Source organism: Pseudomonas sp. BF-RE-21, assembly GCF_019947305.1.
Taxonomy (GTDB): Bacteria; Pseudomonadota; Gammaproteobacteria; order Pseudomonadales; family Pseudomonadaceae; genus Aquipseudomonas; species Aquipseudomonas migulae.
Genome location: NZ_JAGYGF010000027.1, coordinates 22,447 through 35,117, shown reverse-complemented (window position 1 = coordinate 35,117; position 12,671 = coordinate 22,447). Strand labels below are relative to the sequence as shown.

General features: G+C 59.8%; 14 protein-coding genes. 7 read left to right on the top strand and 7 right to left on the bottom strand.

Features of this window, described 5'->3' with window-relative positions; genetic code table 11:
• Nucleotides 1-127 precede the first annotated feature (127 nt).
• The 4 genes from KGB25_RS18055 to KGB25_RS18040 all read right to left on the bottom strand — a co-directional run bounded on the left by KGB25_RS18055 (nucleotide 128) and on the right by KGB25_RS18040 (nucleotide 2,645).
• Nucleotides 128-841, bottom strand: a complete 714-nt coding sequence (locus tag KGB25_RS18055; protein ID WP_008042796.1) for an XRE family transcriptional regulator — start codon at nucleotides 839-841, stop codon at nucleotides 128-130.
• Nucleotides 842-958: 117 nt separating this feature from the next.
• Complete coding sequence (locus tag KGB25_RS18050) at nucleotides 959-1,516, bottom strand: Smr/MutS family protein (RefSeq protein WP_008031481.1); 558 nt, start codon at nucleotides 1,514-1,516, stop codon at nucleotides 959-961.
• A gap of 86 nt (nucleotides 1,517-1,602) precedes the next feature.
• A complete protein-coding gene (locus tag KGB25_RS18045; protein ID WP_008031483.1) occupies nucleotides 1,603-1,923 on the bottom strand; it encodes a hypothetical protein in 321 nt (106 codons plus the stop codon).
• Between the two features lie 131 nt (nucleotides 1,924-2,054).
• Nucleotides 2,055-2,645 (bottom strand): cysteine hydrolase family protein, encoded by a 591-nt coding sequence (locus KGB25_RS18040; protein WP_008031485.1) that lies wholly within the window; start codon nucleotides 2,643-2,645, stop codon nucleotides 2,055-2,057.
• A 238-nt stretch (nucleotides 2,646-2,883) separates the two neighbouring features.
• On the opposite strand from KGB25_RS18040, the gene prmB reads away from it, so the two are divergent.
• Entirely contained in the window at nucleotides 2,884-3,792 is a 909-nt protein-coding gene (prmB, locus tag KGB25_RS18035) for a 50S ribosomal protein L3 N(5)-glutamine methyltransferase (protein WP_192227315.1), read from the top strand.
• A 93-nt stretch (nucleotides 3,793-3,885) separates the two neighbouring features.
• Here prmB and KGB25_RS18030 read toward each other — a convergent pair whose 3' ends face one another.
• Nucleotides 3,886-4,677, bottom strand: coding sequence for a hypothetical protein (locus tag KGB25_RS18030; protein ID WP_192419063.1), 792 nt, complete (start codon nucleotides 4,675-4,677; stop codon nucleotides 3,886-3,888).
• A gap of 110 nt (nucleotides 4,678-4,787) precedes the next feature.
• Nucleotides 4,788-5,786, bottom strand: coding sequence for an alpha/beta hydrolase (locus KGB25_RS18025; protein WP_008042789.1), 999 nt, complete (start codon nucleotides 5,784-5,786; stop codon nucleotides 4,788-4,790).
• A gap of 83 nt (nucleotides 5,787-5,869) precedes the next feature.
• Here KGB25_RS18025 and aroC point away from each other — a divergent pair, with 83 nt between their 5' ends.
• The 5 genes from aroC to mtnC are packed head-to-tail and all read left to right on the top strand — an operon-like array spanning nucleotide 5,870 to nucleotide 10,004.
• Nucleotides 5,870-6,961 (top strand): chorismate synthase, encoded by a 1,092-nt coding sequence (gene aroC, locus KGB25_RS18020; RefSeq protein ID WP_008031492.1) that lies wholly within the window; start codon nucleotides 5,870-5,872, stop codon nucleotides 6,959-6,961.
• Nucleotides 6,962-6,989: 28 nt separating this feature from the next.
• On the top strand, nucleotides 6,990-8,141 hold the full coding sequence (locus KGB25_RS18015) for an MFS transporter (RefSeq protein WP_008042787.1): 1,152 nt from the start codon (nucleotides 6,990-6,992) through the stop codon (nucleotides 8,139-8,141).
• Complete coding sequence (locus KGB25_RS18010; RefSeq protein WP_223436108.1) at nucleotides 8,138-8,758, top strand: methylthioribulose 1-phosphate dehydratase; 621 nt, start codon at nucleotides 8,138-8,140, stop codon at nucleotides 8,756-8,758. The genes KGB25_RS18015 and KGB25_RS18010 overlap by 4 nt, the downstream gene beginning before the upstream one ends.
• Nucleotides 8,759-8,770: 12 nt before the next feature.
• Nucleotides 8,771-9,316 carry a 1,2-dihydroxy-3-keto-5-methylthiopentene dioxygenase gene (locus tag KGB25_RS18005; protein WP_008031498.1) on the top strand — a complete coding sequence of 182 codons (546 nt, stop codon included), beginning with the start codon at nucleotides 8,771-8,773 and terminating at the stop codon, nucleotides 9,314-9,316.
• A 4-nt stretch (nucleotides 9,317-9,320) separates the two neighbouring features.
• Complete coding sequence (mtnC, locus tag KGB25_RS18000; RefSeq protein ID WP_223436105.1) at nucleotides 9,321-10,004, top strand: acireductone synthase; 684 nt, start codon at nucleotides 9,321-9,323, stop codon at nucleotides 10,002-10,004.
• Nucleotides 10,005-10,138: 134 nt separating this feature from the next.
• Here mtnC and KGB25_RS17995 read toward each other — a convergent pair whose 3' ends face one another.
• The gene (locus tag KGB25_RS17995) at nucleotides 10,139-10,417 is read right to left on the bottom strand and encodes a DUF3509 domain-containing protein (protein WP_008031503.1); all 279 of its coding nucleotides are present in this window, start codon (nucleotides 10,415-10,417) and stop codon (nucleotides 10,139-10,141) included.
• 331 nt (nucleotides 10,418-10,748) lie between these two features.
• Here KGB25_RS17995 and KGB25_RS17990 point away from each other — a divergent pair, with 331 nt between their 5' ends.
• Entirely contained in the window at nucleotides 10,749-12,587 is a 1,839-nt protein-coding gene (locus KGB25_RS17990) for a long-chain-acyl-CoA synthetase (RefSeq protein WP_223436104.1), read from the top strand.
• Nucleotides 12,588-12,671: the final 84 nt, after the last annotated feature.

Sequence of the window (12,671 nt, the reverse complement as noted above, 5' to 3'; positions counted from 1 at the left end):
TTTTATTCTGTGCCTGTATTTCAGGTGCAAAAAAAAGCCCGCGCTTGGCGGGCTCCACTTGGATGTGCGTCGATTTGCTGTATTGCACGTTATGGCACTGGACGCTCACGAATCACCGCAACTCGGTTCACCGCGAATACATCGCCCACCAAAAGACGTGACCCAGGATCGCAATCTGCTGCTCCTGGACCTCGGCGAAGGTGTAGTCCTCGTCCGGATGCTCGTCACGGTTGAAGCTGCGTAGACGGATCCCGCTGGGCAGTCGGTAGACTTGTTTCACGCGGAGCTGGCCGTTGTGGTTGATCGCGTACATGTCGCCGTCGACAATGTCGCCCAGCGAATTCTTGCCAATGTTCATGCCAACGGTGGCGCCGTCGCGCAGTACCGGGAACATGCTGTTCCCGCTCACCCGCACGCACCTGGCGTTGTTGAACTGCACGTTATTGTGACGCAGGTCTTTCTTGAAGAAACGCAGCCTGGCGCTGTCGTTTTCTGCGATCACGAAACGGCCTGAACCCGCCGCCAGCTCAACTTCACGCAGGAAGGGGACATAAACCTCATCGTCATCCAGGGGGGTGCTGTCGTCCCAAGGCTGGATGTCTGACATTGAAATGTCTGGAGGGGGGGAGACCCCTTTAAGCATGTCACCGACACCTTCAGCCAGCCACATCGGTGAAACGCCACACACTGAAGCGATCTGGGCAACAAAGGCTGTTGCTTTCGATTTCCCGCGCTCGAGGTCGGAGATTGAGGTTTGAGTCAGCCCCGCGCGCTCGGCAAGCTCGGTCTGATTGAGCTTGGCGTGTTGGCGGGCTGTTTTGAGTCTTTCTTTAAATTCCATCTGCGAAGTATTACGGGAGCTCCCATATCATTGCAAGTCGGTATACCTGCACTGAGTGGTCAGCCAGTAGCCAGATCGGTGTGGCGGATACGACGCTGCAAGCGTGGCGCAACGACTTTACTCGTCGCGACCTTCCATCATGGTGCGTTTGAGCATCACATAAACTGCTCCGGCACCACCATGTTTCGCCTGGCACGAGGTGAAGCCAAGTACCTGTGAATGCTGGCGCAGCCAGGTGTTGACGTGGCTTTTGATCATCGGCCGCTTGCCGTCCAGGCGCACGGCTTTGCCGTGGGTGACGCGCACGCAGCGGATTTCGAATTTGGTCGCTTCCGCCAGGAACGCCCAGAGGGTTTCCCGGGCCTTTTCCACACTCATGCCGTGCAGGTCGAGGCTGCCTTCGAAGGGGATTTGCCCGATCTTGAGCTTGCGCATCTGGCTTTCCTGCACGCCGTCGCGCGCCCACATCAGCTCGTCTTCCGGGCCGACGTCGATCACGAACTGATCGGACAGACCGTCAACGGTGGTGGCATCGGTGCGCACGGTGGCGGCTTGACGCAGCTTGGCGATCTGCGCGCGGTCAGCCTTGGGTTTGCCGGTTTCGGCGCGATCGTGCTTGATCGGCTTGACGCCTTGGATCGCGCTTTTGAACAGGGAAAAATCGTTGTCTTGCATATCAGCCTCCGCGAAGGGCGGCCAGTTTACCCAAGTCGAGACACGACCGATAACAATTGGGGCCCGCTAAATGTCAGGCCGTCAATTCAGTCGTGTTTTTTCATCAGATGCGGGGACATGTTCAGCTCTTGCGACTGGCGCGCACGGCGACGGCAACGCCGCCACAGCCAAACGCCCAGGTAGAGCAGGAACAGACCGACCGCCAGAATGATTGCCGAGCCCAGCGGGCTGGCATTCAACTCGCCGAGTGCCGGCGGGTGGCCCAGCAGGCTGGCGGCGCCGGCCATCGCCAGCAACACACCGCACGTTGCCAGCAAGGCAGCAAAGGCTGCGCCGAATCGAAAACGCCAGTTGCTTTGGCCTTTGGGCCGCAAGCGGCGTGCGTCAAAACCATCGGATAACTTCATTCCGACCTTCCTCAATGGGTATCGGCCCTTCGACCGGGAGTTGACCGGGATGTTCCTGAGGCTATGACATTTACAGCGAACGAGAGGCTTTTGCGGATGAGCGGCGGCATGAACCGCTCATCAAGCGTCGATCAGATCAGATCGTGGGTCAGGGCGAGGGTGGCGAAGTTGTCCGCCATGATCGCCATTTCGGTCTGTTGAACGTGGTCAGCGCTCAACACGCCACCCTTGTAGGGCAAATCGCGCGTTGCACAGGCGTCTTCAACGAGGGTGCAGCGAAAGCCCAGGTTTTTCGCGGCGCGCACGGTGGTGCTGACGCTGGAGTGACTCATGAAACCGCACACGATCAGGTCCAGGGAACCGAGATTTTGCAGGCGGTCCAGCAGTTCGGTGCCGTGAAACGCACTCGGCAACAACTTGCCGATGATGGTTTCGTCGCTCTGTGGTTCGAGGCCCGGGATGAATTCACCGCGCTCGCCTTGCGGATCGAACAGCCCGCCGACGGTGCCGAGGTGGCGCACATGCACGATAGGACGGCCGGCTGCGCGGGCAGCGCTCACCAGTTGCTTGATGTTCGCGACGGCAGCATCCATGCCGACCAGAGCCAGGGGGCCGCTGAGGTATTCTTTCTGGGCATCGATGATGACAAGGGTCGCATGGCTCAGATTGGCGGCGGCATAACCGCGACCGCTGAGTTGAAACATCGTTTTTGGAACGGACATTCTGGGGCTCCTTGGAGTGGGGCTTTTGCGACATTGTCCTCTGGCTGAGCGCTTCTGTGAATCGCTACCATCGTAGGCGCCGTCGTTACTGGCCTGCAGCCTTGTCAATATCCTCGTTTTGTTCAATAGCCAGCAATAAAAATGGATATGTCCTACATCTGAGCCGGTGTTTTTCCTGCGTCGTCGTAACGCGTTTTGGCTGTTAGAATCGCCAGTCGTTTTTTCTGGAGTTTACCCCGTGATCACTTCCCGACTTCGTACCCTGCGTGACCATATCCGTTGGGCCGTCAGCCGCTTCCATGGGGAGGATCTGTTTTTCGGCCATGGGACCGACAACGCCTGGGACGAAGCCCGTCAACTGGTGTTGGGTGCCTTGCACTTGCCGTGGGAAATTGCTGACAGCTACCTCGACTGCAATCTGGAAGACGATGAGCTGGTCAAACTGCAGCGTTTGCTCAAGCGGCGCATCGAAGAACGCATTCCGACCGCTTATCTGTTGGGTGAGGCGTGGTTCTGCGGCATGTCGTTCATCGTCGATGAGCGTGTATTGATTCCGCGTTCGCCGATCGGTGAGCTGATTGAAAAGGGGTTCGCACCGTGGCTGGGCGCCGCGCCTGCGCGGATTCTTGACCTGTGCACCGGTTCCGGTTGCATCGGTATCGCCTGCGCCTATGAATTCCAGAACGCCGAAGTCGTTCTGGCGGATCTGTCGTTCGAAGCGCTGGAAGTGGCCAACCAGAATATCGAGCGCCATGGTGTCGATGAGCGGGTTTACACCGTGCAGGGCGATGGTTTCGATGGCTTGCCGGGTCAGCGTTTCGATCTGATCGTGTCGAACCCGCCTTACGTCGATGCGGAAGATTTCGCCGACATGCCGCAGGAATATCAGCATGAACCCGAGCTGGGCCTGGCCTGTGGCGATGATGGCTTGAACCTGGTACGACGGATGCTCGCCGAAGCGGCGGATCATCTGACCGAGAAGGGTTTGCTGATTGTCGAAGTGGGCAACAGCCAGGTTCACGTTGACGCGTTGTACCCGGAAGTCGACTTTGCCTGGCTCGATTTCGAGCGCGGCGGGCATGGCGTGTTCATGTTGACGGCGCAGCAGTGCCGGGAGCATCAGGCGTTGTTCGCTTCACGCGTCTGACCTGAGGACGCCTTCGCGGGCAAGCCTCGCTCCTACAGGATTAGCGCATGACCTGTAGGAGCGAGGCTTGCCCGCGAATGGCCGCACCTCCGATTAACGGTGCGTGGCAATCCAGATCAACAACCCCGCCTGAAACACCGCAAACGCCACCAGGCACGTAATGGTGAAACGCAGCCCCGCGTCTTCGCGTTTGTACTTGCTGACCTTTTCTTCGTGTTTCTTCAGCTTCACTTCCTGCTCGGCCAGGTTCTGCTCGGCCTGCTGCAGCATCTGCGCCGCTTCGAGAATTTCCACCTGCTGCAACTTCTCGGTGTTCCAGTCGGCCAACAGGTCGCCGACCTGCACCTCTTTGACGCTGCCCTTCAAATGCTGGGCGTCGGCATACGCCACCTCAAAACCATGCGCCTTCAGAAAGCGGTCACGGCGCAGGCGCGTGTCTTCGTTCAGCGCGTCCTTGTTGTTCAGGTCGGTGCCGTCGACGGTGTAGCCGGGCCAGCGCTTTTTCGCCCAGGTAATGCCCTGGGCTGCCATGTAGCGGCCGATGCCACGGTTCATCGGTTCGATCTGCAAACCGCTTTCCGGTCCGAAATGCACACGTTTTGTGGTGTGGTCGACCCACACGTCGAGGTGGTTCTGTTCCTTGCGCACGCGCTGGCCGGGCAGGGAAATGGTCATGCGCAACAGACTGTGTTTCTTGTCGTTGCGTTCGGCATAACCGAATTCGACAAAGCGCAGTGGCCGCCCGCCGGTGTTGCGGTCGGTCTGCAACGGCGCCAGGCGGAGCATCTTGTGGTGCTCGACGTGGACGTCCGCCCACGGCAGCTCGACCGCTGGCGGTGCGTCTTTTTCAGCGGTGGTGTCGGGTGAAGTCGGGGTATCAGTCATAACGGCGAGATCCTGTCCAAGCTCAGCTTGTCGCCAGTCATAACGCTGGCGACAAAGGCTTATCGGCCGTTTTTTTCAGGACTGGAGGGAAAAAGCGCTTAAAAAAGCGCTCAACTGGAGCGAAGTCCGTCAATAAACCCAAGGATCCGTGTGCCCAGTTCGGCTGCCAGCGGCAATTGCGGATCTTTGTAGGAGGCCAATTGCCGTTTGACGTCGTTGGGCACGATGCGCATGACGTGGTTCATGCCCTCGATCAACGCCAGTTCGGCGTCCGGTTTGGCGGCCTGCAACAACCTGGCGTCGCCGACACCGACCTGGATGTCGTTGCTGCCCTGAATGATCAGCGCCGGCATTTTCAATTTGGCGAATGCGGCGGCGGGGTCCTGGCGGAACAGTGAGATCAGGTACGGCTGCACGCTCGGGCGGAATATCACCTGAAGTTGCGGCGGTACGTTGTCATCGGTGCGGCCGGCCTTGAGGCTGTCGAGCAGTTCATTGCTGCGCAGCATCAGCGGAGGAGGCAAGCGATTGCTCAGTTGCTGACGCAGCACTTGATCGATCGGCCGTGCGCTGCCGGACAGGGAAATCACCCCGGCGGCATCGACGCTCGGCGCCGCGAGGCTGGCGATCAACGCGCCTTCGCTGTGGCCCAGCAGAATCAACTGGCCAAAGCGCGGATCGCTTTTGAGCTTGTGGCCCCAGGCCTCGGCGTCGGCCACGTAGGCTTCCACCGTCAGATTGCGTTCGTCGGGGGTCGCCGCGAGGCTCGCCGCCACGCCGCGTTTGTCGTAACGCACGCTGGCGATGTTGTGTTTGGCCAGCACCCAGGCGAGGCGCTTGAGGCTGTCGTTGCGTCCGCCGTCGGGGTTATTGCCGTCACGGTCCGTAGGACCAGAGCCGGAAATGATCAGGACAACCGGTACGGGTTTGTCGGATTTTGGCAGCAACAACGAGCCGAAAAGCTCCCCGGTGCCGGTATCCAATGTGATCGGCCGTTGCAGGACGGTGGCCTGTACAAAGCCGGTAAACAAGGTAAGGCTCAAGGCTAAAACTCGCAGCATCATCACGCCATCATGAACAAGATGCCGGTTGGACTCGCAGGCACCCATAAGGTTCGAGGATGAACTAGTTGGGTAGCCTGCGTATACTGGCGCGCATTACGTATTCAGGTTCATTTCACGGAGCGTCCTGCATGTCCGGCAATACCTACGGCAAGCTGTTCACTGTCACCACCGCGGGCGAAAGCCATGGTCCGGCGTTGGTCGCCATTGTCGACGGCTGCCCGCCGGGGCTGGAAATTTCCCTGGAAGATTTGCAGCGCGACCTCGATCGCCGCAAACCCGGCACCAGCCGCCACACCACCCAACGCCAGGAAGCCGATGAAGTCGAAATCCTCTCCGGCATTTTCGAAGGCCGCACCACGGGCTGCTCTATCGGCCTGTTGATCCGCAACACCGACCAGAAGTCCAAGGACTACTCGGCGATCAAGGACCTGTTCCGCCCGGCCCACGCCGACTACACCTATCACCACAAGTACGGCGAACGCGATTACCGCGGTGGCGGCCGCAGCTCGGCGCGGGAAACCGCCATGCGTGTGGCGGCTGGCGCGATTGCCAAGAAATACCTGGCCACCCAGGGCATCGTCATTCGCGGTTACATGAGCCAGCTCGGCCCGATCGAAATCCCGTTCAAGACCTGGGATTCGGTGGAAGAAAACGCGTTTTTCAGCCCTGATCCGGACAAGGTGCCAGAACTGGAAGCCTATATGGACCAGTTGCGCCGCGACCAGGATTCGGTTGGCGCGAAGATCACCGTCGTCGCTGAAGGCGTGATGCCAGGCCTCGGCGAGCCGATCTTCGACCGTCTCGACGCCGAACTGGCCCACGCGCTGATGAGCATCAACGCGGTCAAAGGCGTGGAAATCGGCGCCGGTTTCGCCAGTGTTTCCCAGCGCGGCACCGAGCATCGCGATGAAATGACCCCGGAAGGATTCCTCAGCAACAACGCTGGCGGCATCCTCGGCGGCATCTCCTCCGGCCAGCCAATCGTTGCGCATTTGGCGTTGAAGCCAACATCGAGCATCACCACGCCGGGCCGTTCCATCGACATCAATGGCAACCCGGTGGAGGTCATCACCAAGGGCCGTCACGACCCGTGCGTCGGCATCCGCGCCACGCCGATTGCCGAAGCGATGATGGCCATCGTGCTGATGGATCACCTGTTGCGTCACCGCGGGCAGAACGCCGATGTGCGCGTGAGCACGCCGGTGCTGGGTCAGCTTTAATGGCTGACCTCTCAGTCGCTGCGGTCTGATGACCGTGGCGGCGCTCCCGTACTGGCGGCTCTCCAGTTTCTATCTGTTCTATTTCGCCTTGCTCGGTTCGACAGCGCCGTTCCTGGCGCTGTACTTCGATCACCTGGGTTTTTCTGCCGCGCGCATTGGCGAGCTGGTGGCTATCCCGATGCTGATGCGTTGCGTCGCGCCGAACATCTGGGGCTGGCTCGGGGACTACACCGGCCAGCGCCTGGCCATCGTGCGCTTTGGCGCGGTCTGCACGCTGCTGACGTTCTCGTTGATTTTCGTCAGCAAAACCTACGCCTGGCTGGCGATGGTCATGGCGTTGCATGCGTTCTTCTGGCACGCGGTGTTGCCGCAGTTCGAAGTCATCACCCTGGCGCATCTGAAAGGGCAGACGTCCCGTTACAGCCAGATCCGCTTGTGGGGTTCCATCGGTTTCATCATCACCGTGGTCGCGCTCGGTCGCTTGTTCGAATGGCTCAGCCTCGACATCTACCCGGTGGCGTTGGTGCTGATCATGGCCGGGATCGTCGTCAGCAGCCTGTGGGTGCCGAACGCGCAACCGGTCCAGAGTGAAAAACTGGCGGCTGACGGGTTTCTCAAGCAGTTGCGCAGCCCCGGTGTGCTGGCGTTTTACGCGTGCGTGGCGCTGATGCAGATGAGCCACGGCCCGTATTACACCTTTCTGACGTTGCACCTTGAGCGATTGGGTTACAGCCGTGGCTTGATCGGCCTGCTCTGGGCAGTTGGCGTGGTGGCCGAAGTGTTGATGTTTCTGGCCATGAGCAAGATCCTTGCGCGCTTCTCCGTGCGCCGGGTGCTGCTGGCGAGTTTTCTGCTGGCGGCGCTGCGCTGGTTGCTGCTCGGGTCGCTCGCTGAATTTTTATCGGTACTGCTGTTTGCCCAGGTATTGCACGCGGCGACGTTCGGCAGCTTTCACGCCGCTGCCATCCAGTTCGTGCAACGTAGCTTCGGTGCGCGCCAGCAAGGGCAGGGCCAGGCGTTGTACGCGGCATTGGCCGGCACCGGCGGCGCACTGGGCGCGTTGTACTCCGGCTACAGCTGGAATGCCCTCGGGGCCTCGTTCACCTTTAGTATTGCCAGTCTGGCAGCCTTCGCGGCTGCCGTTATCATTGCCACACGTATGCAAGAGGACCGGCCATGAGCCTGACCCGTGAACACCTCGCCCAGGAAATCATTGACGCCGGGCGTTTTTTGTATGGCCGCGGCTGGTCGCCGGCCACCAGCAGCAACTATTCGACCCGACTGTCGGCGAACGAAGCCTTGCTGACCGTGTCCGGCAAGCACAAAGGCCAGTTGGGCATCGACGATGTGCTGGCCACTGATCTGTCGGGCAACAGTCTGGAACCGGGCAAGAAACCGTCCGCCGAAACCCTGCTGCACACACAGCTCTACAGCTGGCGGCCGGAAATCGGCGCGGTGCTGCACACTCATTCGGTGAACGCCACGGTGCTGTCGCGCCTGACGCCGGAAGATTTCATCGAGTTCGAAGACTACGAGCTGCAAAAGGCGTTCAGCGGCATCTCGACCCACGAATCCCGGGTGCGCGTGCCGATTTTCGACAACGATCAGGACATTGCGCGCTTGGCCGCCAAGGTGCAGCCTTGGCTGGAAGCCCATCCCGATTGCGTCGGCTATCTGATTCGCGGTCACGGCCTCTACACCTGGGGCGCCCGCATGAGTGATGCGTTGCGGCAGATCGAGGCCTTTGAATTTTTGTTCGAGTGCGAGTTGAAGACGCGTTCGATCCTAAACCGTTAAGGAGTTGCCCTGATGAGCAGCCTGTCCGTCTACCATGTCTCAAGCCCTGACATTCCGAACAAGGTGCTGACCCATTTCGAAGACATCGCTTCGACCCTGGCCGAGCAAGGTGTGCGCTTCGACCGCTGGCAAGCGGCGGCGAAAATCCAGCCCGGCGCCAGTCAGGAAGAAGTGATTGCCGCGTACCAGGAGCAAATCGACAAGCTGATGACCGAACGCGGTTACATCACCGTCGATGTGGTCAGCCTGAACAGCGATCATCCGCAAAAAGCCGAATTGCGCGCCAAGTTCCTCGACGAGCACCGCCATGGCGAAGATGAAGTACGATTTTTCGTCGCCGGCCGTGGCTTGTTTACCCTGCACATCGACGATTATGTCTACGCCGTGCTCTGCGAGAAAAACGACCTGATCTCGGTACCGGCCGGCACGCCGCACTGGTTCGACATGGGCGAGCATCCGCATTTCGTCGCGATCCGACTGTTCAACAACCCGGAAGGCTGGGTGGCCAATTTCACCGGCGAAGACATCGCCAGCCGCTTCCCGCGTCTTGAGGACTGAGTCGATGCCGATCAAAGCGATTCTCACCGACATCGAAGGCACCACCAGCGCGGTGAGTTTTGTGTTCGACGTGCTGTTTCCCTACGCCGCCAAACACCTGCCGGACTTCGTTCGCCAGCACGCCGCGCGCGCCGATGTGGCGGAGCAACTGGACGCCGTGCGCCGGGATAGCCATGAGCCGGACGCCGATGTCGAGCGCGTCATCGAGACTCTCCTGGGCTGGATCGCCGAAGACCGCAAAGCCACGCCGCTGAAGGCGTTGCAAGGCATGGTCTGGGAGCAGGGCTATCAGGCCGGGCAGTTGAAAGGTCACGTGTACCCGGACGCCGTTGAAGCGCTCAAGCGCTGGCATCAGCAAGGTTTCAAACTGTTTGTTTATTCCTCGGGTTCGATTCAGGCGCAAAAACTGATCTTCGGCTGCTCCGAGGCGGGGGATTTGTCGCCGTTGTTCAGCGGCTATTTCGACACCACATCGGGACCCAAGCGTGAAGCGCAGTCGTACCAGCGCATCACCCAGGCCATCGGCCTTGAAGCGGCGCAGATTCTGTTCCTGTCGGACATCGTCGAAGAGCTGGACGCGGCGCGCACGGCGGGTATGGCAACCTGCGGACTGGCGCGTGAAGGCGGGGAGTTGGCAGGGCATGTGACCGTGGACAGCTTCGCCCGGATCAACCCTTCCGCGTACTAATTCACGACGCTAACCTGTAGGAGCGAAGCTTGCTCGCGAAGGCGGCGTATCAGGCGATATTAATGTTGACTGATACGCTGCCTTCGCGAGCAAGCTTCGCTCCTACAAGGGCTGGTTTGCGGCGTTGAAACGGTTTATGCCGAGTGATACGTCGGCAGCGCAAAGCGCTGTTGGCTTTGCAGCATGGAGATCTGCGGCAATTCGCTGGCCTGTTCGGCCAGGTCACGGCGGATCGCACTGATCACCCACGACAGCTGATCACCGGCATGCAACTGCTGGTAGGAAACCGAGCGCTTGAAGACTCTGCCTTCACTGCTGCGCAAGGTCAGCAGAATGCCACCGTCGGGACGTGGCTGGGTGGTGACTTCGAAGTTGGAGAACAGGGACGAAAATTTTTCCTGGATCAGGTTCATGTCTATCAGCTCCGTAAGCGCTTGAATGGCAAGCATGCAGAGTTAGTTGCAGTGATTGTGCCAGCACCTGATTTTTTAAAAATCGTTATAAATCAATAAGTTAATTTCAAGCCAATTTTTTGCTTTCGTGCAATCTGCATGAATGGCCATCGTGCATCCTGCATTTTGCGGGGTCGATGTCGGTTCGATGGAACCATTCACATCCTCCGGGTTCGCGTTTTTCGCGGATACAAAACATTTCAAAAACCGCGTGTACAGCTCAAGAACCGTTGACGTATTTTCGGGCTCAATCACCGTCGCCCGACAATAAAAAGATCGAACGGGAGCACCCATGAGCCGCACGACGAACGACACGATTACCTGGGGCATGATGCTCCGCAAGCTGCCGTCCATTGCCAAAGCCATCCCCCGGGTGGTGAAAGGCATGAAGGCCGCCAACGTCAAGGACCCGACCCAACCGTGTGGCCTGGGCTGGAGCTTCGAACAAGCGACATTGCGCAATCCCGCCGGCCCGGCCTTGCTGCAGGGCGCGGTGGTGCTCACGTACTCGCAAGTCAATCAATGGGCCAATCGCATCGCCCATCACCTGATTGCCCAAGGCATCGGCAAGGGCGACGTGGTCGCGGTGTTCATCGAAAACCGTCCGGAACTGTTGGTGAACATATTGGCGGTGGCCAAGGTCGGGGCGATCAGTGCCTTGCTCAACACGTCTCAAACCCGCGATACCCTGGCCCACAGCCTGAACCTGGTGGCGCCGGCAGCGATCATTATCGGTGAGGAGCTGGTGCCGGCGTTTGCGGCAGTGCGCGAACGGGTCTCGATCGACGCGGCGCGCACCTGGTTCGTCGCCGACCAGGACACCTATCGCCAACCGGGCGTTGCGCCCGACGGTTTCATCAACCTGATGACCGCGATTGCCGACAGCCCCAGTGACAACCCTGCCAGCAGCCAGCAGGTTTTTTTCGACGACCCGTGTTTCTACATCTACACCTCGGGCACCACCGGGCTGCCCAAGGCCGGGGTGTTCAAGCATGGCCGCTGGATGCGCAGCTCGGCCAGTTTCGGCTTGATCGCGCTGGACATGCGCCCCGAGGACATCGTCTATTGCACCTTGCCGCTGTATCACGCCACCGGGTTATGCGTGTGCTGGGGCTCGGCCATCAGCGGCGCCTCGGGGTTTGCCATCCGCCGCAAGTTTAGCGCCAGCCAGTTCTGGAGCGACGTGCGCAATTACCGCGCGACCACCCTCGGTTACGTCGGCGAATTGTGCCGCTACCTCGTGGATCAACCGCCCAGCGCCGAGGACAACCAGCACGGCGTGACGAAGATGATCGGCAACGGCCTGCGCCCCGGCGCATGGCACGAATTCAAGACGCGCTTTGGCGTGAACCACATCTGCGAGTTGTACGCGGCCAGCGACGGCAATATCGGTTTCACCAACATCCTCAACTTCGACAACACCGTCGGGTTTTCCCTGATGTCTTGGGAGCTTGCGGCCTACGACCATGACAGCGGGGCGCCGACGCGTGACGCCAACGGCTTCATGCGCAAGGTGGCCAAGGGTGAGCAGGGGCTGTTGCTGGCGAAGATCGACGACAAGGCGCCGCTGGATGGCTACACCGATCCGCAGAAGACTGAAAAAGTCGTGCTGCACGACGTGTTCGAGAAGGGTGACCGTTACTTCAACACCGGTGACCTGCTGCGCAACATCGGTTTTGGTCACGCGCAGTTCGTCGACCGCCTGGGGGACACTTATCGCTGGAAGGGTGAAAACGTCTCGACCACCGAGGTCGAAAACATCCTGCTGCAACACCCGAACATTTCCGAAGCCGTGGCTTATGGCGTGGAGGTCCGCAACACCAACGGGCGCGCCGGGATGGCGGCGATCACGCCCGCCGAGTCCCTGGCGACCCTGGATTTCAGCGAGCTGCTGGCCTTCGCCCGTGAGCAAATGCCAGCGTATGCGGTGCCGCTGTTCCTGCGGGTGAAAGTGAAGATGGAGACTACCGGCACCTTCAAATACCAGAAGACCCGGCTCAAGGACGAAGCCTTCGACCCTGGCAAAACCGGCGACGATCCGATCTATGCCTGGTTGCCGGGAACCGACACTTACGTGCAGGTCGACGAACAATTGCTGGCGGATATTCACGGCGGCAAGTACCGCTATTGATTGTGGCTATGGCGTGCCTTGAGAAAAAACAAGTGACAGTGTCGGGGGCGCTCGGGAAACTGTCGGCTTTGCGAATAACTGTAA